Source organism: Methylocapsa sp. S129 (assembly GCF_009765995.1).
GTDB lineage: Bacteria > Pseudomonadota > Alphaproteobacteria > Rhizobiales > Beijerinckiaceae > Roseiarcus.
Genome location: NZ_LMUI01000019.1, coordinates 67123 through 90073 on the forward strand (window position 1 = coordinate 67123; position 22951 = coordinate 90073).

The following is a 22951-nucleotide window of genomic DNA, read 5'->3' on the forward strand; positions in this document are numbered from 1 at the left end:
GTTTTATGCCGTGGCATAGGCGCGCGCCAGCGCTCGGGCAATCGGCAGGCGCCGCATCCGCAACCGCGCGCATCGTCGCCGGAATCATCGCTTTGATCCTCTGGATCGGGATGGCGCTTCAATTCAGCGCGAGCTTCGAGCGGCTGGGATCGGTCGCCGAAACGCTCTGGATCATGTTTCGCTATTTTACGATCATCGCCAATTTTCTGGCGGCGCTGGTTTTAACCGGCGCCGCATTGGGCCGGCGTCAATTCGGGTCGCCGGCGCTATTGGGCGGCGCGACGCTCGCGATGCTCCTCGTCGGCATTGTTTCCGGCCTGCTGTTGCGCGGCCTCGTCGTCGAATTGAGCGGCGGCGCGAAACTGGCCGATTTGCTCCTGCATAAGGTGACGACGGTGCTGGTCCCGCTGTTCTGGCTGATTTTCGCGCCCAAGGGCGGCCTTACGCGCCGCGATCCATGGCTTTGGTTGCTGTTGCCGGTCGCCTATTTCGGCTACGCGCTGACGAGAGGCGCGGTTGAAGGCGTTTACGCCTATCCGTTCATGGATGTGGCTAGGATTGGGTGGCTCCAGATGGCGACGAACGCGCTGCCGATGGCGCTAGGGTTTGTGGCGGGGGGCTTCGCACTGGTCGGGCTGGATCATTGGCTGGCGCGGCGGACACGGGAGGAATAGGCGTAGACCGACGTCCGTCCGCTCTATGTCGCCGCATCTCTTCGTTCAACAGATAGTGCGAGGGATAAACGTGGAAGATGGGGGTTAGCGAGCGGCGTTCGTCGTATTTCTATTTTAGACAATTTTATATTATACATCAATTGCTTATCGCTGAAATATCATGCGCGCTCGAAAAGGCAGCATTTCTTTCACGCTGCGCTTTGTCCTCGCCTCGACCGACATCCGCACAGGAGGCGAGCGACGCTGGGCGCGAAACTAAACCGCCTCGCAACGCCTTGAAAAACCTCATTTCGCGGTACCAAACTCGCTAGCTCTCCACAGCCTTGCGCCGCCGCGCCCTTCGCTTTCCCCGCGCGCCGCGCCATAATCAAGGCATGGCTCTTCATCTGATCAAACTATGCGTCGGCGCCGAGTCGATCGAAGACCTCGAGGAATGGATCGCTGAACGTATCGCAGAGCGCCGGAAGCGCGGCGAGCGGCAGCTTTCGCTGCATGTGACGCGGATGGCGCCCAAGCGCGGCGCCGAATTGCTCGACGGCGGGTCGCTCTACTGGGTCATTCGCGGCCAGGTCGCGGCGCGCCAGGAGCTGAAGGACATCGAGACTTTTATGGATGCGGACGGGATCGGCCGCTGCCGTCTGTGGATGCAGCCACAGGTCACGCCGGTCCTGCCGCGCCCCTATCGCCCGTTCCAGGGCTGGCGTTATCTTGCCGCCAAAGATGCGCCGCCCGACTTGCGCGGGCGCGGCGACGTCGCGGACATGCCGGAAGCGTTGCGCCGTGAGCTGAGCGGCCTCGGATTGCTGTAGACGCCAGCCCCCGCTTGTCGAATGGCTGCCGGACGCCGATGTAACCGGTCGAGAGATTTCACGGCGGAGCACGGTCTTGGCCAAAGAGAACAACGATTCGCCGCTCGCGCAGAGACCGGTCAATCCGGATGTCGCGGCCTTCGTTGAAGCGGCGCGCAAGGCGCCGGCGCCGCTCGCGTCGGGCCGCGGCCGCCTGATCTTCGCGCTCGACGCGACGATGAGCCGGCAAGCGACCTGGGATCTCGCGCAAAGCCTGCAGGCGCGCATGTTTCAGGTCGCCGCCGACCTTGGCGGCCTCGATGTGCAGCTTGTCTATTTCCGCGGCCTCAACGAATGCCGCGCGTCGAAATTCGTCTCGGGCGGGCAGGGCCTTAGCGACCTCATGAGCAAGATCGAGGTGCGCGGCGGCGCGACGCAGATCGGCAAAGTGCTCGGCCATGCGCGTGACGAGGCGCGCCGCGCCAGGGTCGGCGCGCTGGTCTTCGTCGGCGACGCGATGGAGGAAAGCATCGAGGGCCTGCTGGCGACGGCCGGCCAATTGGCGATCGCCGGGGTCAAGGCGTTCATGTTTCAGGAAGGCGACGACCCGAATGCGTCGCGCGCGTTTCAGGAAATCGCCCGCCTCACCGGCGGCGCCTATGGCGCTTTCGACGCCAGCGCCGCCCATCGCCTTGAGGGACTCTTGCGCGCCGCCGCGGCCTATGCCGCCGGGGGCAGAGCGGGCCTCGAAGCGCAGGCCCTGAAGGAAGACGCCGCCCGCCTCCTCTTGCGCCAGATGCGCTAGGGGCCATTTCATTGTAACCTAACGCCCGCCGTCGCCGTTCCCGCGTGATGCATAGGGGCGGATGGCGTCCGCGGCGAGAAAATTCGAACGATGCCCAATCTGATCGCTGGTCTCTTCCTTCTCTATCTGGTCCTTGCCGGGATCAAGCAATTCGCCCGCCTGAGCCCCGCTTTGGCGGCGCGTCTGGTGCGTCAGGGCGGCGGCGTGCTCGGACTGATCGGCGCGCTGCTGCTGGTGTTGCGGGGCAGTCTCGGCTTGGCCTCGCTGGTGGCGAGCGTGGCTTTCGGTTTCGCCGGCTGGGGCAAGATTCAGAATCTGTTTTCGGGTCTGGGGGCTCGAAACGCGCGACCCGCTGGCGGACAAAAATCCAGCGCGCGGTCGGCGACGCTTGAAATGCGTCTCGATCATGAGAGCGGCGAGATGACCGGGATCGTGCTCTCGGGGCCTTTCCAGGGACGTTCTCTGGACATGCTTACGCGCCCTGAATGCCTGAATCTTTATGCGACGGCGCGGCACGACGATCCTGACGGGGCGCGTCTCCTAGAGACGTATCTCGACCGCCGGTTCGCCCGTTGGCGCGAGACAGCACAAGACAACGGCGACGCGCGGCCCGGAGGCGGCGGCTCGGGGGCGATGACCCCGGATGAGGCCTATCAGGTTCTGGGCCTGGCGCAGGGCGCCGCCGCCGAGGAGATTGTGCGAGCGCACCGGTCCCTGATGAAGAAGCTCCATCCAGACCATGGCGGCTCGACCAGTCTGGCGGCGCGCGTCAATCAGGCCAAGGATGTTCTGTTGCGCCGCCATTGAACTCAACTCCACTCAAAAACGCATTTCGTCGCACATCAAAAACCGCATTCACGCTTAGTCGTGTGTCGCAAAGCAGGAAAAACCCGTCCTTTTCAGAGTCTTGCAGGCGGCCTCGGCGGACGACGAATCGAGGCCGGCGAAGCGCGCGCGATAGAAAGTGGAATCGCCGTTCGCCACCTTCTCCGTAAAGGGCTTGGCTGACGCGAGGGTCGACCGGTTCTGCGCCTTGGCGCGATTGAGCAGGTCGTTGGCCTTATCCGCGTTCTCGCTCGCGCCGATCTGGATCATCCAGCCATCGCGACCGGACGAACGGACGTCTTCGCTGCGCGCGACATGGGTCTCCTCTTTAGGCTGGGCGGCGGCGATCGCCTTTGCCGGGGCAGCCTTCGGTTCGGCGACGCGCGCCGGAGCGGCGGCTACCGTCTTGGCGGCGGGGCCCGCCTTTGGCGCCGCGGAGGGTGCGACGCCATTGGGGCCTTTGACCCAGCCGAGCGCAGCGGGGCTATTGTCGGCGGCGCGGACCGGAGGAGACGGCGGCAGAAGGGCGGGAAGCGCGGCGGCGGCGGCCATCGCCTTTTCGGGTTGGCTGGCCTTTGGCTCGGGCGGCGCAACACCGTCGGGGCCCTTGACCCAGCCGAGCGCCGCTGGATTGTTGTCGGCAACGCGCACCGGAACCGGCGGAGGCGCGGGGGCGGCGAGCGCGGCGGCCGGCGCGTCGTGGATTTCGCGCCGGACCTGGCGATGCACGGCTTCCAGCGTCGGGGTGGGCGGGTCGCGCTCGACATTGTCGCCGTCGCCTTCGGCGTCTTCCCTGTCGTCGTTGGAGAGCGCGATCGAGCGTGTGGGCGGCAAGGGCGCGTCGGCGGTCGCCATTGCGATCCTGACGGGCGGGGCAGGCGGCATCGCAGCCAATTGCAGCGGCGCCGCGGACCCTCGACGGTCCGACGACGCCGGGGCTGGCTCGGGCGTCGAAGCGTCGGCGATCATGGTCGCGGTATGGGCGGTTGTCGCGCTCGCAATATGCTGGGCGATGAGCTGTTCCATCAGTCGGTCGCGCGCAGAAGCCGTAGGGCCGCCCATGACGACCGCCACCAGCGCGCGTCCGTCCCGATGCACGGAGGTCAGGAGATTGAAGCCCGAGGCGCGGGTATAGCCGGTCTTGATTCCATCGACGCCGTCGACGCGGCCCAGCAAATGATTGTGATTGCCGATCGTCTCGCCGGCATAGTCGAACGAATGGGTCGAGAAATAGCGGAAGTAGCGCGGAAAGCGCTCCTGCACCGCTCTGCCAAGCACGGCCAAGTCATGCGCCGTTGTGATCTGCCTGTCGTCGGGCAGGCCCGAGGCGTTGACATAAGTCGTGCGCGACATGCCCAGCGCATGGGCTTTGCGCGTCATCATCTCGGCGAAGCTGTCTTCGTCGCCCGCGATATTCTCGCCGATGGCGACGGCGACGTCATTGGCCGAGCGCGTCACAACCGCCTTGATCGCATTGTCGACGCTGATGGTCTCGCCGGGGTCAAGTCCAAGCTTGGACGGCGCCTGGCTTGCGGCATGGGCGGACATGGTGATGGGCGAATCGAGGGACAGGCGACCCTTTTCAAGCTGTTCGAACAGGAGATAGAGCGTCATCACCTTGGTCAGCGAGGCGGGGTGACGCAGCTCGTTCTCGCTGGCGGCATAAAGCGTGCGCCCCGAATTCGCATCGACGACCAGGGCGGCGAACGCCGGGGACGGAGCGGCTGGCTGCCTGGCGTAAGAGCGATAGTGCTGCCGCGCGTAATAGTGATAATGGCGCCAATGGCGCGCCTCGGCCGGTGTGGCGAATAAAGCAAGAGCGGCCAAAGCAGCGCCAATCGCCGCCAGGGGGGTCGCGCGTCTCGACCCGATCTTTCCAAAACGCAACGCCATGAAACCGCCCCTTGAAGCAAACCAGCAAAAGCGCCAAGGCAGCGACAGTTGCTTCACGCACACACAAGCAAACCGTATGGGGATGCGGTTACGGCGGGGTTAACGGCGAGCGCTCATTCCGCTTCATCGCTCTCCAAGCCGATGAATTGGCGCGATAAAATGCGAGATGATTAACGCTTGGTGGACCGCGCGATGGTTCTTGAAATTGAGGCAAGCGGTTGAAAATGAATGCAAGTTTATCGATACCGATTATCTGGCGTTAAGGAATGACGCGCTGTAAAACATGGAAATGGTGCGGTGCAAGATAATCGATTGACATTTTTGTGCACTGCACATACATAAGCCGGGCAGGGATGGGGTCGCATCGTGATCGCATCGAGCTTGCGTCGGACCGCTGGTCGCGCCGCGATCACGCCTCGCCGTTTGAAGTGCGGCGGCAAAATTGAAAGGCCAAAACCATGTTCACCAACGTTGAAGAAATGCAGAAATTCGGCAAACAGCAGCTTGAGGCCGCGACCGCGGCGACCACTTCGTTCTCGAAGGGTCTGCAGGAAATTGCGACCGAGACCACGGACTATTCGAAGAAGACGATCGCCGCCAATACGTCGGTTGTCGAGAAGCTTCTCGGCGCCAAGAGCATCGAGACGGCGATTCAGATTCAAACCGAATTCGCCAAGAGCGCGTATGAAGGTTTTGTCGCTCAGGCGACCAAGGTTAGCGAACTTTACGCCAAGCTCGCCAAGGAAGCGTTCAAGCCGATCGAATCCGCCTACGTCAAGGCGCCGGCCAAGTAATCATCCACACCATTTCTATTGCTGGATTAGGCGCTCCATCATCGCGCGCCTTGTGCAAGGGTCGGCTGAAAAGCCGGCCCTATTTTTGTTTTTACGCTCCGCGCATCATTTGCCGGCTGTCTGATTTTTGATCCGGGCGCGGACGCACAATCCTCTTTCATATCGCGCATAAGGCGCCTAGATTGGGTGGATGAGTTTTACTGGAGAGGCCGCCCCGGTACTGATCGTGCGCCGCTCAGTGTGATGAGAGGTTGAAGGTGATCGGCGAACCGCATTTGGTGGTCAGTCGTTTCAGGGCCGGAGTGGCGCTTCTGGCGCGCTGGCTGTTTTCTCCACGCAGCGCTGGCCGCCCAGCGGCGGGCGCTACGAGAGCGAGCCCGCCCCAGCTTCTGCGCATTGCGCCGGTCGGCGCGCGCGAACCGCGCAAGGCTCCCGAAGGGCCGGGCAGCGGAACAGCCGTTATTACGCGCACGCGCACGCAAACCAAGCGCCCGAGCATGTATCGTGTTTTGCTGCTGAATGACGATTACACGCCCATGGAGTTTGTAATTCTCGTTCTGCAATCCTATTTTAATAAGAACCCTGAAGAGGCGACGCAGATCATGCTGCATGTGCACCATCACGGCGTGGGCGAATGCGGCGTCTTCACATACGAGATCGCCGAGACCAAGGTCGCCCAGGTCATGGACCACGCCCGCAAGAACCAACACCCGCTGCAATGCATCATGGAAAAGAAGTGAAAGGCGCGCAATGCCATCCTTTTCTCGCGCACTGGAAAAAACTCTGCACCGGGCGCTCGGCGTCGCCAACGAGCGGCGGCACGAATATGCGACTCTCGAACATCTGTTGCTGTCTCTGATCGATGACAGCGACGCTTCGGCCGTGCTGCGCGCCTGCAGCGTCGATCTCGACATCTTGCGCAAGAATCTGACGCAATACGTCGATACCGAACTCGAAAATCTGGTTATCGAAACCCGCGAGGAAGCCAAGCCGACGGCCGGCTTCCAGCGCGTGGTCCAGCGCGCCGTGATTCACGTTCAATCTTCCGGTCGCGAAGAAGTGACCGGCGCCAATGTTCTGGTCGCCATCTTCGCCGAGCGTGAAAGTCACGCCGCGTTCTTCCTGCAAGAGCAGGACATGACGCGCTATGACGCGGTCAATTATATCAGCCATGGCATCGCCAAGCGGCCCGGCATGACAGACGCCTCGAAGACGCCGCGCGGCGCCGAGGACGATCATGAATCACGCGATTCCAAGGATTCGAAAGAGGGGCCAGATCAGAAGAAAAAGGAAGCAGCCCTCGATGCTTATTGCGTAAACCTCAACAAAAAAGCGAAGGATGGCAAGATCGATCCGTTGATCGGGCGCGAGGCCGAGGTGCAGCGCACGATTCAGGTGCTGTGCCGGCGCCAGAAGAACAATCCGCTGCTGGTGGGGGAACCGGGCGTCGGCAAGACGGCGATCGCCGAAGGGCTCGCCCATAAGATCATCAATGGCGCGGTGCCTGAAGTGCTCGCCAACGCCACCGTCTTCGCCCTCGATATGGGCGCGCTGCTGGCCGGCACCCGTTACCGCGGCGACTTCGAGGAACGCCTCAAGCAGGTGATGAAGGAGATTGAACAGCACAAAGACGCGATTCTGTTCATCGACGAAATCCACACCGTCATCGGCGCCGGCGCGACGTCGGGCGGCGCTATGGACGCCTCGAACCTGCTCAAGCCGGCGCTGGCGCAGGGGGTCCTGCGCTGCATCGGCTCTACGACTTACAAGGAATATCGCCAATATTTCGAGAAGGACCGCGCTTTGGTCCGGCGGTTCCAGAAGATTGACGTCAACGAGCCGACGGTCGAAGACGCCATCGAAATCCTCAAGGGGCTGAAGCCCTATTTCGAGGAGTTCCACAAGATCCGCTACACCAACGAGGCGGTGCGGGCGGCGGTGGAGCTTTCCGCGCGCTTCATCCACGATCGCAAATTGCCCGATAAGGCGATCGACGTGATCGACGAAACCGGCGCGTCGCAAATGCTCGTGGCCGAAGCCAAACGGAAAAAGACCATCGGCATCAAGGAGATCGAAGCGACGATCGCCACCATGGCGCGAATCCCGGCCAAATCCGTCTCCAAGGACGACGCCGAGGTTCTCCAGCATCTTGAAGACACGCTCAAGCGCGTGGTCTATGGCCAGAACGAGGCCATCGCGGCGCTGTCTTCGGCGATCAAGCTTGCGCGGGCGGGCCTGCGCGATCCTGAAAAGCCGATCGGCTCCTATTTGTTTTCCGGGCCGACCGGCGTCGGCAAGACCGAGGCGGCGCGCCAATTGGCGTCAAGCCTTGGCGTCGAACTCATCCGCTTCGATATGTCGGAATATATGGAGCGGCATACGGTATCGCGCCTGATCGGCGCGCCGCCCGGCTATGTCGGCTTCGACCAGGGCGGCCTGTTGACCGACGCCATCGATCAACATCCCCATTGCGTGCTGCTGCTCGATGAAATCGAAAAGGCCCATCCGGACCTGTTCAATATTCTCCTGCAGATCATGGATCACGGCAAGCTGACGGATCATTCGGGCAAGCAGATCAATTTCCGCAATGTGATCCTCATCATGACCACCAATGCGGGCGCCCAGGATATGGCGAAGGCGGCGTTCGGCTTCCATAGTTCGAAGCGTGAAGGCGACGACACCGAGGCGATCAATCGGCTGTTTGCGCCCGAATTCCGCAACCGCCTCGATGCGATCGTGCCATTCGGCCGCTTGCCCGAAGAGGTGATCGCACGCGTCGTCGACAAGTTCATCCTGCAGTTGGAGGCGCAGCTCGCCGACCGTAATGTGACGATCGAATTGTCGGATGAAGCGCGCGCCTGGCTGGTCAAGAACGGCTATGACGAGGCGATGGGCGCGCGGCCGATGGCGCGCGTCATCCAGAAGGAGATCAAGACGCCGCTTGCCGACGAAGTGCTGTTTGGCCGGCTGAAAAACGGCGGCATCGTGCGCGTCGTGGTGACGGGCGACGACAGCGGCGTGAAAAAGCTCGGCTTTGTCTATCCCGAAGGCCCGGCGCAGCCGCGGCTCGAGCGCGATCTGCTGGTGGCGGGCCGCAAGCGCGCCACCGACGAGCCCGAGGTGCGCAAAGCGAGGTCGCCGCGCAAACGCGGCGAGGGCGACGCGCCCGCCGAGCCGGACGAGAACCCGTCCGGCGAAACGCCAGGAACGGAGCCGCAGGTGGTTCCCGGAGACGCGACGCCACAATAGCAGGAGGCGCCAACGCGCGCCGGCGCTTTATGATTCCTTCAGCGCCGCGGCGATCTTCGCCGCATTGGCTGCGAGTTTGCCGCTCTTTTCGATCGGGCCGCCAGGCGGGCGCAATTCGACGCCGGTCCAGCGCGGCAGAATGTGGAAGTGCAGGTGGAAAACTACTTGTCCGCCCGCGCTTTCGTTGAACTGCATGATCGACAGCCCGTCGGCCGCCATGGCGGCTTTGGCCGCGATCGCGACCTTCTGAACCGAGGGCATGAAACGGGCGAGCGCCGCCGGCGCCAAATCCAGAATGTTGCGCGCCGGAGCCTTGGGTATAACAAGGAGATGCCCCTCCGCGCGCGGCATGATGTCCATGAAGGCCAGTGCGACCTCATCCTCATAGACCCGCGTGCACGGCGCCTCGCCGCGCAGGATTTTGGCGAAGATGTTGTTGGAATCATAGACTGGGGACATGGGGGACTCTGATTCAGGGTAGGGGTCGGGCGATCTTGCTGTAGATCGTCGTTGTTGAAAACAGGATTCGGCGGCGACGGGCCACAGCCAATGAACAGCGGCGCGGCCAAGAGAGGAATTAGTGAATTCGGTCTCTGCCTCGCCCGTCGCTCGCAGGACCGAGCGCGCCGCCAATAGCTTGATTTTCCTCTGCAACGGCTTGGGGATCGGCGCCTGGGCCGCTTCGATGCCGTTGCTGCAAGCACGGCTGCATCTGTCCGACGGCGCGCTCAGTCTGGCGTTGCTTGGCTTTGCGGCGGGCGCCGTTCTATCGATGCCGATGACGGGAATGCTGGCGCCGCGCCTCGGCGTCGCCCGCGCGACCCGTTTCGCCGCGCTTGCCTTCGCCCTGGCGATGTTCGGTCCGGGCCTCGCGCCCAACTTTGCCGCGCTGATCGGGGCGGCCTTCGTGCTCGGCCTGACCAATGGGGCGCTCGACGTTTCGATGAACGGTCTCGCCAGCGGCATTGAGACGCGCTGGGGCGGCCCGATCATGTCGTCCTTTCACGCGGCGTTCAGCGTTGGCGGCCTCGGCGGCGCGGCGCTTGGCGCGGCGATGGCGACGCGCTCGTCGCCCTTGGTCAGCGCGATGAGCCTTGTCGCGCTCATCAATATCGTGGCTGTCGCCCTGACCTGGCGCGCGTTGCGCGATCCCGACGCGCCGCCGCCGGCTGTTGCGCCGCGCTTCGTCTGGCCAGATCGCGCGGCGCTTTGGCTTTGCGGCTGCGTCGCGCTCGGCCTGCTGTGCGAGGGCGCGGTCGGCGATTGGAGCGCCGTCTATCTCGCCAATGATCTTGCCGCGCCGCCATCGCTCGCGGCCGCCGGCTATGCCGTATTTTCGGCCGCGATGGTGATCGGTCGGCTCGGCGGCGACTGGTTTGTCGCGCGATTCGGGCAGGCGAGGACCGTGCGATTGGGGGGAATAGCATCTGCCGTGGGAATTGCCGGCGCGCTGACGGCGCCGCATCCTCTGGCGAGCGCGATCGGCTTTGGCCTGGTCGGCCTCGGCGTGTCGAATGTCGTGCCGATCGTCTTCAGCGCCGCGGCGCGCGCCGGATCTTCGCCGGCCGCCGGCGTGGCGATGGCCGCGAGCGCCGGCTATTCCGGCCTGCTGCTCGGCCCCGTGCTGATCGGCGCGCTGGCGACGATGTTTGGTCTTAAGTTCAGCCTCTGGCTGCTCGCCGCATGCGCTTGCGTCATTGCGCTGACGGCCAATTCCATGCGCTAGCCCGTCGCCGCGACGATCGCCTCCTCGACATCACGCAGGCGATCCTTGCCGAAATAGATTTCGTCGCCGACGAAGAAGGTCGGCGCGCCGAAAGCGCCGCGCGCCACCGAGCGTTCGGTGTTGGCCATGAGTTTGGCTTTGACGTCAGGCTCGCTTGCGCGGGCTAGGAACGCCTTGCCGTCGAGTCCGCGCTCGTTCAACGATTGGACGATGATTTCGGCATCGTCCATTTTCTTGCCGTCTTCCCACATCAGGCAGAAAAGGGCCTCAACCGTCGCCATGAACGAAGGGTCGTCCTGTAAGGCCGTAACGCCTCGCATGATCTGCAATGTGTTCACAGGAAAATGCGGATTCATTCTGAACCGGTCGAGGCGGTGGCGCGCGATGAACCGCCTGATCTCGAGGCGGTCGTAAGCGAGCTTATTGGCGATATCCTTGAAGGCGATTAGCGGGGCCTGATTGTTGGTCGCCTTGAACACGCCGCCGAGCAGAATTGGGACGTAGGTGAAAGTCGCACCCGTCCGTTGTTCGATCGCGCCGATGACGCGGTGGGCGAAATAGCAGTTGGGGCTGCCGAAATCGAAATGATGCTCGACCGTCGGCTGTTGCTTTGACATCACCAGGCCTCCATCCAGGGACGCAGATCGAGTTCATGCGTCCAGGCGCTGCGCGGCTGGCAATGGAGCATCCAGTACATTTCCGCGATCGCGTCGGGTTCGAGAATACCCTCTTGCGGCTTCAAGGCCGCCCGTTCGGGAAAATTCTCGCGGATCCATGGCGTGTCGATAGCGCCGTCGATCACGACATGGGCGACATGAACGCCCTCGGGGCCAAGTTCCCTGGCCATGGATTGAGCGAGCCCGCGCAGCGCATGTTTCGCGCCCGAGAAAGCCGCAAAGCCGGAGCGGCCGCGCAGGCTGGCGCTGGCGCCGGTGAAGATGATTGTCCCACTCTGGCGCGGCGTCATTTTCCGTGCGGCTTCGCGGCCGGTTAGAAAGCCAGCGAAACAAGCCATTTCCCAGACTTTCCGGTAAACGCGCGCCGTCGTGTCGCGGATCGGGAAATTGACATTGGCGCCGATATTGAAAACGACGATGTCGAGCGGCGCGACATCGCGCTCGATCGTCTCGAACAGCGCAATGACAGAATCTTCATCGCGCGCGTCGACGCCGAACGCACGCGCCCGCCCGCCATCGGCTACGATCTGGGCGACGAGCGGCGCCAGCTTGTCCTCGTGGCGGCGGACGACGCAGGCGATGAGCCCTTCGCGCGCAAACCGCCGCGCGATCGCGCCGCCTGTTGCGTCACCAGCTCCAATAATCAGGGCGGAAGCTTTTGCTGTCATGCGGCGCCCTATCCCGAGGCAATTGTTGGATGCAGGATTTCATAGAAGCCGGCGCGCTACAACCAGGCCGACGGCGTGCGGGTTACGCCTTGCGAAAGGGCGCGTGCTCTTCATAGAGCGCGATCGTCTCCTCGACCGCGATCCGTTCGCGGGCGAGATATTCAGCGACCGCGTCGCCCAATCTTTTATCCGCGAAGTCATGAAGCGAAAAAGTCGGGACAGGGCGATAGCCGCGCGCGAGCTTATGTTCGCCCTGCGCGCCGGCCTCGACGCGTTTGAGCCCGCGCTGGATCGCAAAGTCGATCGCCTGATAATAGCAGACCTCGAAATGCAGGAACGGGCGCTCTTCGATCGCGCCCCAATTGCGCCCGTAAAGCGCATCGTCGCCGATGAAATTGATCGCGCCGGCGATATAACGCCCGTCCCGTTTGGCCATCACCAACAGGACGCGGTCGGCCATGGAGGCTCCGACCAGGTCAAAGAACTTTCGGGTCAGATAGGGGTTGCCCCATTTGCGCGACCCCGTATCCATGTAGAACGCGAAAAAGGCGTCCCAGTGTTCGCGCTTCAGAGCCGCGCCCGTCACCCATTCGACGCTGACACCGTCCGCCAGAGCGTCCTTGCGCTCGCGCCTGATATTCTTGCGCTTGCGCGAGGAGAGTTCGGCCAGGAACGTTTCGAAATCGGCATAGCCGGGATTGGCGAAGTGAAACTGCTCGCCCGTCCGCAGCGAGAAGCCGGCCTCCTCCAGCGCCGCGCAGTCCTGGGCATTGGCGAAGGTGACGTGGATTGAGGAGGCGTTGATCGCTTTGCACAGGCCGCGCAAGGCTGCCACGAGCGTCGCGCGCGTTCCCGGCGGCGCGTTCTGGGCGACCAGCAGGCGCCGTCCTGTCGCCGGCGTAAAGGGGACGGCGACCTGAAGTTTGGGATAATAGCGCCCGCCGGCTTGCGCATAGGCCTGCGCCCAGCCGTGGTCGAAAACATACTCGCCCTGTGAATGGCTCTTGGCGTAGGTCGGCGCGGCCGCGATCAGGCGGTCCGCCTGATCCTCCACAATCACATGCATCGGCGCCCAACCGCTGCGCCCGCCCACCGAGCCGGATTGTTCGAGGGCCAGCAGAAAAGCGTGGCTGACGAACGGATTGAAGCGTTCGCCCCCGGACGCTTCTTCGTTGAGGCCTGGGGGGTTGGCGCAAGCATCCCACTGGGCGGCGTCGATCTTGGCGATGTCTCGGGCGATGCGGACCTTTAGCTCAGACGGGGACATAGGCGCTCATGGGCTGCTTTCGCCCTCAACATAGAGTCATCGAGGAAGGCTGCAATGCGGCGAGGGCGGAAAAATCCACGCTCGATCGTCGCAGGGCGGGGTCGCAGGAGGATGCTAAGGCGATGGCTCCCCCTCGAAAATAATTTGATCGGCCCATTGCGCCGCCGCTTGCCTTTGCGCTTGCGTGCGGACGGTCCAGGCCATCACCGGGGTCGCATTAAGCGTGCGCAGCAGGAACGGTGTCGCGTTGGGCAGATCGTCGACGCAATAGGACAGGAAATCGGGCTTGGTTTCACGATAGTGAAGAAAATTGGCGAGACGGATTTTCTGTTCCGCCGACAACGCGCTCCAATATTCGCCGTCGTAGCTGGCTTCGGCGACGATCCCCAAAGGGCAGGGGCTTCCCTGCGGTCCGGGCGGATTCGCGCCGCCGCGGAAATGGGCGATGATCGCGGGATCGAAGCTTTTCAACGCGAGCGGACCGCTATAATTGGCGGCGATCCGCGCCACGCGCTCCGCCAGCCGCATGTCGCCGTCGAACGCGCTCTTGATTTCGCAAATCACGGGCGTTCGGCCGGCGACGCGCTGCAGCAGTTCGACCAAGGTCGGAATCCGCTCAGGACTCGCCCTGTAGCTTATGCCCTGTAATTCTTGCGTCGTTTTCTGCGAGAGCAATCCGCTGGAAAGGGTCAGCCGATCGAGGGTTGCGTCGTGAAAAACCATCGCCTCGCCGTCGGCGCTGGCTTGCACGTCGCATTCGATCGCCGCCTTGTGCGCGACTGCGCCTTCGGCCGCGCCGAGCGTGTTCTCCACAATGCGCCTGTGGGCGTCATGAAGCCCACGATGCGCGATCGGGCTGGCCGTCAACCAATGCGGCGCGTTGAGAGCCATTTCAGGCGACTTCGAACATCGCTTCGACTTCGGCCAGGGCGTTGAGGGGCAGGTGGGCGACGCCGACGGTCGTCCGGGCGTGTCGTCCCCGTTCTCCAAACAAGGCCGCCATCAGATCGGAGGCGCCATTCATCGCCTGCGGCAGCGAATCGAAATCGGAAGCCACGTTGAAGAACCCTCCGAGCCGCACCACCTGCGTGATGGAATCGAGATCGCCGAGGGCCGCACTGGCCTGGGCGAGCAGGTTGATCGCACAAAGCCGGGCCGCCTCGCGGGCGCCGTCAATGGGCGAATGAGGGCCCAGCTTGCCGATATGCGCCGGCGCGATCTTGCCGTCCGATCCGAGCGGCAATTGGCCTGATATGACCAGCATGCGGCCAATGCGCGCGTAGGGGACGTAATTGGCGATGGGCGCTACGGGAGCGGGGAGAACAATCCCCAATTCTTCGAGACGCGAAGCGATCTGGCTCATAATATGTCCTTCTTTTGGCCATAGCGCAGCGCTAGGCGCATAATGGTTCTGGAGTCGGGATCAGTCTACGTCAGCCCGCTGACGTTGCAATGATGGCGGGCCACCGTATTTTTTTGCCCCGCGCATTCGCGCCGGGTTGCCGAGGGAGCTGGATGTATGAAGCTGAGATTGGCGATGGCCGCGTTCGCTCTGGCGACCTCTCTGGGCGCGGCGCGCGCGGATGCCGTCATGCCGCTCGCCGCTCATCGCGCGGCGTACCAGATCAGCCTGGCTAAAGGAAACGGCTCGCAGGCGCCGGTCTCCGCGAGCGGGCTGATCGCCTATGAATTTCATGGTTCGTCCTGTGAAGGTTATGCAGCCACCTTTCGCCAGGTGACCGAGCTGCAACGGGGCGAGGGGGCGCCGATCTCGTCAGACACCAAGGCGGTCACATTCGAAGATGGGCAAGCCAAGACGTTGCGATTCCGCATCGATACGAGCCTGTCCGACAATGCCCAGACCCCGATCGACGGCAGCGCGACGCGTTCGGATGCGGGCGACATTTCGGTCAACCTGACTCAGCCAAAAGAAGAAACCCTGGCGTTGGGCAAGGACATATTGTTTCCGACGCAGCATATCGCGCGCATCATCGAGACGGCGAAATCGGGCGGCAGCGTCCTGGAGGCGCGCGTTTTCGATGGCTCTGACACCGGCGAGAAAATTTTCGATACGCTGACCGTCGTCGGCAAAGAGGCGACCGCGCCGGGCGCAGACGCCGATGCGGCCGATTCGCTCAAGGCGCTGCGGCGCTGGCCCGTGGCGATCTCCTATTTCGACGCCGCCAAGAAAGATTCGGCGCCGGAATATGTTCTGTCGTTCGATCTCTATGAGAACGGCGTTTCGGGCAGTCTGAAACTGGACTATGGCTCGTTTTCGCTCGCCGCCCAGTTGACGAAGCTCGAACTGCTGCCCGCCGCCCCTTGCGCCAAATAGAACGCGCGACCGCCATGGTCGCGATCAGGGTCGCTTGGGCGTCGTCGCTTTGAAGGCCAGCCCGCGGACGACGGCGCTCGCGCCGAACTTCTCACGCAGGGAATCGATGGCGTCCTCGCGCGCCCTCTCGCGCCCGATGTCTTTGTCGACAAGATCGCCTTGATCGGCGCCCTCCGCGGCGGCGAAATCGGCGGTTGAAACGCCCAGCAGGCGAAAGCGGGCGCCGTCCAATTCCTTCTCTAGCAGGGAGCGCGCCACGAGGAACAGCCGCGTCGCGAGTTGGGTCGGCTCGAAGCCGGACCTGGCGCGCGTGCGCAGCTTGAAATCGGCTGTCCGAAGCTTGAGCGTCACGCTTTTGCAGGCGAGTTGCTGCTTTTTGAGCCGGGCTGCGACGCGCTCGCACATGACGAGCAAGGTGCGGGTGAGGTGCTCCTTGTCGGCGGTGTCTACGTCGAAGGTTGTTTCGCTCGAAATGCTCTTGGTTTCGCGCTCCGGCGTCACGCGCCGTTTGTCAATGCCGCGTGCAAGGCGCCATAGCCGGCCGCCTTCCGCCCCGTGCCGGGCGAACATCGTCGTCTCGTCCAGCGCCTGGATGTCGCCGATCAGGCGCAAACCTGCGTTGTTCAGTCGGGTTTGCGCAACCTTGCCGACGCCCCAGATCCGGCTGACGGGCATGGGGGCCAGCAGCGCCATCGCCTGAACCCGCTCGACAATCGTATAGCCGCGCGGCTTGTCGAGGTCCGAGGCCAATTTAGCAAGAAACTTGCAGTCGCTCAGGCCAATCGAAACGGTGAGACCGATCTCGCTTTCTATCTTTCTGGCCAGGCGCGCCAGTGTCAACGGCGCGCCGGCGCCATGCACGCCTTCACAGCCGGTCAGGTCAAGAAACGCCTCGTCGATCGAGATCGGCTCGACGAGCGGCGTCAGATCCTGCATCAGCGATCTGATCTGGCGGCCGACGCGAACATATTTGGCCATGTCGGGCCCGATGACGACCGCCTCGGGGCAAAGCTTGAGCGCCTGGAACATCGGCATGGCGGAGCGCACGCCAAAAGTGCGGGCGACGTAGCAGCAGGTCGAAACGACGCCGCGCCGGCCGCCCCCGACGATGAGGGGCCGATCCCAGAGCGTCGGATTGTCGCGCTTTTCAATTGATGCATAGAACGCGTCGCAATCGATATGGGCGATCGTGAGAGCGTTGCCGTGGGGGTAGGCGACGAGGCGCGGCGAACCGCACAGGGCGCATCGGCTGGAATCGCCGCCCGGCGATTCAACCAGACAATCCCTACACAAGACGACGCGGGCGCCCTCGGCGCCATGGGAGATCACAGCGCCGCCCTGACCTCGGGTCCGTGGAGGACGGCGTGCGCCCGCGCCACTTCTTCGGGGTTTCGCGCGCTATCGCGCGCAAAATCGACCAGCAGCGCCTCGTTTGAGGCGAGATAATCGAGTATAGCAGCGAGAAAGCGCGGCTCCGCCGCCGCTTTTCGCAGATTTTCAGGGCCAAGACCGGAGAGGGTCAGGAAGCGCCCCAGCCGATCGTCGTCGGCGGCAAGCCAGGCGAGCGCCTCGATGGCCATCTGCGCTGCGGCCTCAGCGCCTGTGGATAGCGAGGCTTTTTGGTTGGGCCTCATGGCGAGGTTTTCCTTTCGTCAATGTCTCTGGGTTAGGCTCGCAAACAGGTTGCGCCCGTCTAAGGTCGGCTAGGCGCCGCCGCTTGATTTGGAAGCTGAAATGGCCAAGACCGTGCTGATCGTAGAAGACAACGAGTTGAATATGAAGCTCTTCAACGATCTCCTGGAATCGAGAGGGTGCCGGATCATCCAGACCCGGAACGGCGTCGAGGCTGTCGAACTCGCGCGCAAACACCGCCCCGACCTGATCCTTATGGATATTCAATTGCCGGAAGTTTCGGGGCTGCAGGTCACGCAATGGCTCAAGGACGATGAAGAACTGCGCTCGATTCCGATCATCGCGGTGACGGCGTTCGCCATGAAGGGCGATGAGGAAAAAATTCGGCAAGGCGGATGCGAGGCCTATCTTTCAAAGCCCATCTCCGTCGTCAAATTTTTCGAGACGATCGACCATTTTCTGGGAGAGAAGTGATCCCATGACTGCCCGCATTCTCGTCGTTGACGACATTCCGCCCAACGTCAAACTGCTGGAGGCGCGTCTTAGCGCGGAATATTTCGACGTTCTAACCGCTGCCAACGGCCCCGAAGCCTTGGGGATTTGCGCCGAGGGCTCATGCGACATCGTCCTACTCGATGTGATGATGCCGGGCATGGATGGCTTCGAAGTCTGTCGCCGCATCAAGAACAATCCAGCGACCGCGCATCTGCCCGTAGTCATGGTGACCGCCCTGGACCAACCCGCCGATCGGGTGCGCGGCCTCGAAGCGGGGGCCGACGACTTCCTGACCAAACCTATTGACGAAGTCGCCCTGGTCGCGCGCGTCAAATCGCTCGCCCGCCTCAAAGTGGTGATCGACGAATTGCGCAGCGGCGCCAGCAAGGCCCTGTCGCCTGGCGCGCGCGAGGGCGCTTTCGCGATGACCGCCGACGACGGCAAGAAAGGGCGAATTCTGCTCGTCGACGACCGCGCCAGCTCCTCGGAGCGGATCGTTCAGGCGCTCAGCCCTCACCATGAGGTGACGGTCGAGACCGACGCGCATCGGGCCTTGTTCAAGGCCGCCGAAGACGATTGCGATTTGTTCGTCGTCAGCCTTGGGCTGGAAAATTACGACGGACTGCGGCTTTGCAGCCAAATCCGCTCTCTGGAGCGGACGCGCAATCTGCCGATTCTGGCGATCGCCGAGGCCGATGACCGCACGCGCGTTCTTCGCGCGCTCGATCTTGGCGTCAATGACTATCTGGCGCGGCCGATCGATCGCAATGAATTGCTGGCGCGCGCTCAGACGCAATTGCGTCACAAGCGCTATGCCGACAGCCTCCGCAACAAGGTTCAGCAGTCGATCGAGCTTGCGCTAGTCGACCCTCTGACGGGGCTTAACAATCGTCGTTTCCTCGAAACGCATCTCGCGACAATGCTCGATCAGGCGCAACGCCGCCGCGCGCCATTATCCCTAATGATTTTCGACATCGACCATTTCAAGAACGTCAACGACACCCATGGTCACGATTGCGGCGATGAAGTGCTCAAGGGTTTCGCCGATCGTCTGCGCGGCGTCATACGCGGAGGTGATTTGCTTTGCCGCCTCGGCGGCGAGGAATTCGTGATCGTCATGCCCAATTCGTCGCTTGAAATTGCCGCGAAAGTCGCCGAGCGCACCCGCTCCGCCATTCAGGAAGAACCTTTCGTGATCGACAGCGCGGGACGGACGATATCTATCACCGTGTCGATCGGCATCGCGGGCCGCGGACCCGACAGCGATCCGGATTCGCTCTATCGCCGGGCCGATCGTGCGCTCTACCGGTCGAAATCCGAAGGGCGCAACCGTGTGACCGCCGACGCGGCTTGATCGTTGGGAAGCCCGAGTTCCTTGCGGGAATGAGATCGACGGGTGCGCTCGCGCGCGCTGTGCTGGGATCACGGACCAGACCGGCGGAAATCCATAATTTGGCGCGGCGGCGCGTTTAAAGTAAATTAACTACCGATTCGGAATGTGGCGGCCGCGGGGCGGGCCGCCCTTAACCGCGTTTGTTTAGGTAAACAAACGGTTTCCAGAGCCGATCGCGGTCTAACGATTGCTTTCCGCCTTCGTCGTTGTAACGTCGTTTGTGCGGCGCACATTGGGGGCCGCAAGAGATACCCTACGGAGTGCTCAGGTCCGCCGCATCTCCTGGGTCCGTGGGGTCGGCCGGCTTGGAAGCAGCAAGGAGTGGCCTCCTCATAGCTGTTTCCAGCCGGCCACCATTTCTCAGTCATGATCGAAACTGGCAGGCCCTGGATCAAGCGGGGCGCGCCGTTTTGCCTTAGTACCGGCGGATCAAGCTGACGAGCTTGCCTTGTATCGTCACGCGGTCGGGACCGAATATCCGCGTCTCATAGGCGGGATTGGCCGCTTCGAGAGCAATCGAGGCGCCGCGACGGCGCAGGCGCTTCAAGGTGGCTTCTTCGTCGTCGATCAGCGCGACGACGATATCGCCCGTTTCGGCGTCGTCCTGCCGGCGGATAATGACGGTGTCGTCTTCGAATATGCCCGCCTCGATCATCGAATCGCCGCGCACTTCCAGCGCAAAATGCTCGCCGCTGGCGAGGAATTCAGGCGGCATGCTGATCGTATGCGTGCGCGTCTGAATGGCGGCGATCGGCGTTCCCGCCGCGATCCGGCCCATCATGGGCACCGCGACTGAGCGGTCTTCTTCCGACCGGGACGAGGGGCTGGAGGGGCGAACGCGCCCGAGATTGCCCTCGATGACGCTGGGCGAGAATTTCTGGGCGCGGGGCGCTGACACCGTTGCCGATTCGGGTAGACGCAGCACCTCGATCGCGCGCGCCCGATTGGGCAACCGGCGAATGAAATGGCGCTCCTCCAACGCCAGAATGAGGCGGTGGATCCCCGATTTTGAACGCAAGTCCAGCGCTTCCTTCATTTCATCGAAAGAGGGGGGAACGCCCGCCTCCTGCAGACGTTCATGGATGAAACGCAGTAACTCGCTCTGTTTCTTGGTCAGCATTTCTAGCCTCTTGGCGAATCCCGCAACGAATCATCGTCCGGGCCCAGATTTGCGGCCACTTTCGCGGCGGCCGATAAACAAATCATGAACAGACCTTATTCGTTCACTCTGTGTTCTGCAAGTAGTGCGGGGGTTTTGCACGATCTTTGCTACAATCAGAGACGCGTTTCATGGGTGGATGACGGATCGGAGGCGCCGCAATGACCAGGAAAACCAAGGAACAGACGATCAAAGACGAAGTTGACGCTAATCTCGACGCGGCGCTCGCGGAGACCTTTCCCGCCAGCGATCCGCTGGCGATAACCGAGCCTTCGACCGCGAATCACGCGGCGCGGAAACGCCCAGCGCGCAAACAGGCGGGCGCCGAATCACGAAGGCGAAAGTAGAGAGCGACCCCTTGGAGCGGAATAACTTACGATGAAAACGGCCGCTCGCCATGGCGGTGGATCAATTCGATCGAGAATCATCCCGCTGTAGCGCGATAAGAGTCCGGCCGCCTCTTTCTGTTTTAGAGAAATATTACCTGGACACTCCAGCTTCTCCATCGTATAGTCTCCGCTGTTTTCCAGCGGAAGAGATTGAGCTTTTTTGCGCGAGCGCGCGCCGGGAAGGGCGGATAGGACGGGCGGGGCGGCGGCGGGTTTTCAGAAAAACGAATTTTTCAGTTTTTCGCTTGCAACCCCTTGATATCTCACGATCAGGCTCGAAAAAAATTTGCAAATGTTGGGCGAGGAGAAATGTAGCCCCTTGATATCATTGAGGTCGCTTCAGGAGGGCTAGAGCGAGATAGGAATGGATTGAATCGAACTACCGTCGTTGCGAGCGGCGGCTCCACCATAAATTCATCTCGTCCTAGTCGATTCGCAGTTCGACCCATGCGGGCGTGTGGTCGGAGGGCTTTTCCAGCGCCCGCAGTTGCTTGTCGACGCCGGCTCCGCTCAGGAGATCGGCGGCTTGCGGCGACAGCAGGAGATGGTCGATCCGTATGCCGTTGTCGCGCTGCCAGGAACCCGCCTGATAGTCCCAGAACGTATAGAGGCCGCCGGCGTCCGTGGTTGCGCGAAGCGCGTCGGTGAAGCCAAGCGCGAGTTGTTCGCGGAATTTTGCGCGGGTCTGCGGCAGGAAGAGAGCGTCGGACGTCCATTGGGCGGGGTCGGCGGCGTCGCGCGGCTCGGGAATCACATTGAAGTCGCCGGCCAGAATTAACGGCTCCTCGAAGGCAAGCAAATGCCGGGAATGGGCGATCAGCCGGTTCATGAAGGCGAGCTTGTAGGAATATTTGTCGCCGGGCGCCGGATTGCCGTTCGGCAGATAAATGCTGGCGAGCCGAACTACGCCTTTGTCCGTTGGCAGGACAGCCTCGATATAGCGGGCCTGTTCATCCGCGGAATCGCCAGGCAGGCCGCGCGTCGCTTCGAAGGGGCGCTTGGCGAGAATGGCGACGCCGTTAAATGCCTTCTGCCCATGCGTCGCGACGTTGTAGCCGAGTTCTTCGATCTCGGCCCTTGGGAAGGCGTCGTCCTGGCATTTCAATTCCTGCAGACATAAAGCGTCCGGGCTCGCCTCCTTCAGATAGGCGAGCAGGTGGCCCAGTCGCTGGCGGACGGAATTGACGTTCCAGGTGGCGATGCGCAGGACAGGCTCCTTCGCCAATGATTGGCGCAAATCGGTTCTCGAACGCATCTTAAAGCATTTTTTGCGAGGCCGACCGCGGATTTTTCAATCCCACCGACGATGCGCCCACATCCATTGCTCGGGCGCCTCGCGCACCATGCTTTCGAACGCCGCCTGCACGCCGCCGGTCGCCGCCGCGACATCGGCGTCGCGGTCCGCCGTATTTGGCACCGTCACTTGCGCCACGCTGATCGAGAAGCGAACCCCGTTCAGGCGTTTGGCGCGACAGACGTAAAGAGGCGCCCCGACCGAACGGGCGACGAATGCGGGAAAAGGGGTGGACAGAGCCGACCTTCCGAAGAAGGCTGCGCCGACGCCCCGGCGATCCCGTTGGTCGGCCAGGAAGGCGACGCAACCACCCTCGCGCGCATAGCGCAGCATAGCTTTCGCCGCGCGCGGCGACTTTTCCATGAGTCCGGCGGGATAGAGCGGCGCTCGAATAGTATTGATGTAATGATCGACGAACGGATTGGTGATCTTCTGATAGACGCCGGCCGGCCGCCAACCGATATTCAAGCCCGCTTGGGACAGGATCTCCCAATTGCCCATATGCAGGCCGCAAATGACGCCGCCGCTCAGTCCGCGCAGCGACTCGAAAAGCTCCGGCGGCTCCATCCGAATGCGATCGCCTTTGACGATTTCGTCGAGATGAAAAAACTCCGCGAAAGTGCGTCCTAAGTTCTCCCACATGCCCAGCGCGATTTGTCGGATCTCGGCGGGGCTCTTTTCTGGAAAAGCTAGAGCGAGATTGTTCAAAGCGCGCTGATGTCGGCGAAGGCGGGGCGCGACAAGGCGCCAGCCTGCCCCCGACCATTGCGAAGCCCGTTCGAGCGGTAGAGCGCGAATGACGGCGGCCAGCGCCAAAAGTGCAATATACTCAACTCTATGGCGCAGACGCTTGAGGCGGGTCATCAACACGGCGATCCAGCCGACGGA

Annotated in this window: 24 protein-coding genes; 12 read left to right on the forward strand and 12 right to left on the reverse strand. The window is 62.6% G+C overall.

Translation table 11 applies throughout. From position 1 onward, the window contains the following. Positions 1-5: 5 nt before the first annotated feature. The 4 genes from GSQ90_RS11865 (at position 6) to GSQ90_RS11880 (ending at position 3074) form a co-directional block, all read left to right on the forward strand. Positions 6-674 carry a Pr6Pr family membrane protein gene (locus tag GSQ90_RS11865; protein ID WP_158815054.1) on the forward strand — a complete coding sequence of 223 codons (669 nt, stop codon included), beginning with the start codon at positions 6-8 and terminating at the stop codon, positions 672-674. A 374-nt stretch (positions 675-1048) separates the two neighbouring features. After that, positions 1049-1483 carry a DUF1489 family protein gene (locus tag GSQ90_RS11870; protein WP_158815055.1) on the forward strand — a complete coding sequence of 145 codons (435 nt, stop codon included), beginning with the start codon at positions 1049-1051 and terminating at the stop codon, positions 1481-1483. Positions 1484-1559: 76 nt separating this feature from the next. Beyond that, positions 1560-2267 (forward strand): VWA domain-containing protein, encoded by a 708-nt coding sequence (locus GSQ90_RS11875; protein ID WP_158815056.1) that lies wholly within the window; start codon positions 1560-1562, stop codon positions 2265-2267. A gap of 90 nt (positions 2268-2357) precedes the next feature. Further along, positions 2358-3074, forward strand: coding sequence for a DnaJ domain-containing protein (locus GSQ90_RS11880; protein ID WP_158815057.1), 717 nt, complete (start codon positions 2358-2360; stop codon positions 3072-3074). Positions 3075-3128: 54 nt separating this feature from the next. Here the strand turns inward: GSQ90_RS11880 and GSQ90_RS11885 are convergent, their stop codons facing one another. Next, a complete protein-coding gene (locus GSQ90_RS11885) occupies positions 3129-4985 on the reverse strand; it encodes a D-alanyl-D-alanine carboxypeptidase (protein WP_158815058.1) in 1857 nt (618 codons plus the stop codon). Positions 4986-5443: 458 nt separating this feature from the next. Between GSQ90_RS11885 and GSQ90_RS11890 the strand changes: the two genes are divergently transcribed. The 3 genes from GSQ90_RS11890 (at position 5444) to clpA (ending at position 9028) form a co-directional block, all read left to right on the forward strand. Continuing rightward, positions 5444-5779, forward strand: a complete 336-nt coding sequence (locus GSQ90_RS11890; protein WP_158815059.1) for a phasin family protein — start codon at positions 5444-5446, stop codon at positions 5777-5779. Between the two features lie 389 nt (positions 5780-6168). Further along, positions 6169-6519, forward strand: coding sequence for an ATP-dependent Clp protease adapter ClpS (clpS, locus tag GSQ90_RS11895; RefSeq protein WP_371418360.1), 351 nt, complete (start codon positions 6169-6171; stop codon positions 6517-6519). Between the two features lie 10 nt (positions 6520-6529). After that, entirely contained in the window at positions 6530-9028 is a 2499-nt protein-coding gene (gene clpA / locus GSQ90_RS11900) for an ATP-dependent Clp protease ATP-binding subunit ClpA (RefSeq protein ID WP_158815060.1), read from the forward strand. A 27-nt stretch (positions 9029-9055) separates the two neighbouring features. Here the strand turns inward: clpA and GSQ90_RS11905 are convergent, their stop codons facing one another. Then, the gene (locus GSQ90_RS11905; protein WP_158815061.1) at positions 9056-9487 is read right to left on the reverse strand and encodes an HIT family protein; all 432 of its coding nucleotides are present in this window, start codon (positions 9485-9487) and stop codon (positions 9056-9058) included. 121 nt (positions 9488-9608) lie between these two features. Here GSQ90_RS11905 and GSQ90_RS11910 point away from each other — a divergent pair, with 121 nt between their 5' ends. Further along, a complete protein-coding gene (locus tag GSQ90_RS11910) occupies positions 9609-10754 on the forward strand; it encodes an MFS transporter (protein WP_158815062.1) in 1146 nt (381 codons plus the stop codon). Here the strand turns inward: GSQ90_RS11910 and GSQ90_RS11915 are convergent. The 5 genes from GSQ90_RS11915 to GSQ90_RS11935 form a co-directional block, all read right to left on the reverse strand. Then, entirely contained in the window at positions 10751-11371 is a 621-nt protein-coding gene (locus tag GSQ90_RS11915; RefSeq protein WP_158815063.1) for a 2-hydroxychromene-2-carboxylate isomerase, read from the reverse strand. The two genes, GSQ90_RS11910 and GSQ90_RS11915, sit on opposite strands and share 4 nt — an antisense overlap. Continuing rightward, on the reverse strand, positions 11371-12099 hold the full coding sequence (locus GSQ90_RS11920) for an SDR family oxidoreductase (RefSeq protein ID WP_158815064.1): 729 nt from the start codon (positions 12097-12099) through the stop codon (positions 11371-11373). The genes GSQ90_RS11915 and GSQ90_RS11920 overlap by 1 nt, the downstream gene beginning before the upstream one ends. An 82-nt stretch (positions 12100-12181) precedes the next feature. Continuing rightward, the gene (locus tag GSQ90_RS11925; protein ID WP_158815065.1) at positions 12182-13366 is read right to left on the reverse strand and encodes a GNAT family N-acetyltransferase; all 1185 of its coding nucleotides are present in this window, start codon (positions 13364-13366) and stop codon (positions 12182-12184) included. A 114-nt stretch (positions 13367-13480) separates the two neighbouring features. After that, positions 13481-14257, reverse strand: coding sequence for a glycerophosphodiester phosphodiesterase family protein (locus GSQ90_RS11930; RefSeq protein WP_158815066.1), 777 nt, complete (start codon positions 14255-14257; stop codon positions 13481-13483). 1 nt (position 14258) lies between these two features. Continuing rightward, positions 14259-14729 (reverse strand): RidA family protein, encoded by a 471-nt coding sequence (locus tag GSQ90_RS11935; RefSeq protein WP_158815067.1) that lies wholly within the window; start codon positions 14727-14729, stop codon positions 14259-14261. Between the two features lie 156 nt (positions 14730-14885). Here GSQ90_RS11935 and GSQ90_RS11940 point away from each other — a divergent pair, with 156 nt between their 5' ends. Continuing rightward, a complete protein-coding gene (locus GSQ90_RS11940; RefSeq protein ID WP_158815068.1) occupies positions 14886-15701 on the forward strand; it encodes a cell envelope integrity EipB family protein in 816 nt (271 codons plus the stop codon). A 24-nt stretch (positions 15702-15725) separates the two neighbouring features. On the opposite strand, the gene GSQ90_RS11945 is transcribed toward GSQ90_RS11940, so the two are convergent. Continuing rightward, positions 15726-17030 carry a DNA polymerase IV gene (locus GSQ90_RS11945; protein ID WP_246731551.1) on the reverse strand — a complete coding sequence of 435 codons (1305 nt, stop codon included), beginning with the start codon at positions 17028-17030 and terminating at the stop codon, positions 15726-15728. Beyond that, positions 17027-17335, reverse strand: a complete 309-nt coding sequence (locus GSQ90_RS11950) for a DUF3572 domain-containing protein (protein WP_158815069.1) — start codon at positions 17333-17335, stop codon at positions 17027-17029. The genes GSQ90_RS11945 and GSQ90_RS11950 overlap by 4 nt, the downstream gene beginning before the upstream one ends. Before the next feature lie 100 nt (positions 17336-17435). On the opposite strand from GSQ90_RS11950, the gene GSQ90_RS11955 reads away from it, so the two are divergent. Continuing rightward, a complete protein-coding gene (locus GSQ90_RS11955; protein WP_158815070.1) occupies positions 17436-17807 on the forward strand; it encodes a response regulator in 372 nt (123 codons plus the stop codon). Positions 17808-17811: 4 nt separating this feature from the next. Beyond that, a complete protein-coding gene (locus GSQ90_RS11960; protein ID WP_158815071.1) occupies positions 17812-19182 on the forward strand; it encodes a PleD family two-component system response regulator in 1371 nt (456 codons plus the stop codon). Between the two features lie 454 nt (positions 19183-19636). Here the strand turns inward: GSQ90_RS11960 and lexA are convergent, their stop codons facing one another. Continuing rightward, positions 19637-20341, reverse strand: a complete 705-nt coding sequence (gene lexA, locus GSQ90_RS11965) for a transcriptional repressor LexA (RefSeq protein ID WP_158815072.1) — start codon at positions 20339-20341, stop codon at positions 19637-19639. Positions 20342-20541: 200 nt separating this feature from the next. Between lexA and GSQ90_RS11970 the strand changes: the two genes are divergently transcribed. Further along, positions 20542-20727, forward strand: a complete 186-nt coding sequence (locus GSQ90_RS11970; RefSeq protein ID WP_158815073.1) for a hypothetical protein — start codon at positions 20542-20544, stop codon at positions 20725-20727. 466 nt (positions 20728-21193) lie between these two features. On the opposite strand, the gene xth is transcribed toward GSQ90_RS11970, so the two are convergent. Continuing rightward, positions 21194-21976 carry an exodeoxyribonuclease III gene (gene xth / locus GSQ90_RS11975; RefSeq protein ID WP_158815197.1) on the reverse strand — a complete coding sequence of 261 codons (783 nt, stop codon included), beginning with the start codon at positions 21974-21976 and terminating at the stop codon, positions 21194-21196. Between the two features lie 84 nt (positions 21977-22060). After that, a complete protein-coding gene (locus tag GSQ90_RS11980; RefSeq protein ID WP_158815074.1) occupies positions 22061-22927 on the reverse strand; it encodes a lysophospholipid acyltransferase family protein in 867 nt (288 codons plus the stop codon). Between the last annotated feature and the right edge of the window lie 24 nt (positions 22928-22951).